At 36.9% G+C, this 217-nt stretch carries 1 protein-coding gene; it reads left to right on the forward strand.

Translation table 11 applies throughout. The features are described 5' to 3' along the window. On the forward strand, positions 1-217 hold a 217-nt coding region (locus A1232T_RS13575; RefSeq protein WP_167367093.1), incomplete at both ends, for a helix-turn-helix domain-containing protein.

Below are 217 nucleotides of genomic sequence, written 5' to 3' on the forward strand. Positions count from 1 at the left end.
TAAAGCCTATAAATATCGCATTTACCCAAATCGTGAACAGCAGGTGCTTATCGAAAAGCACTTTGGCTGTAGCCGTTTTGTGTTCAACTGGGCGTTAGCATTGCAAAAACGTTACTATGCTATATTTGGTAAGTCTTTATCACGAACCAAGATTCAAAGTCACTTGGTTAAGAAAAAGAAAAAGGCTAAATTTTCATGGCTTAGTGAAGTTAATAGC

The sequence above is a fragment of the Psychrobacter pasteurii genome, from assembly GCF_900162815.1.
In the GTDB taxonomy this organism is placed as follows: domain Bacteria; phylum Pseudomonadota; class Gammaproteobacteria; order Pseudomonadales; family Moraxellaceae; genus Psychrobacter; species Psychrobacter pasteurii.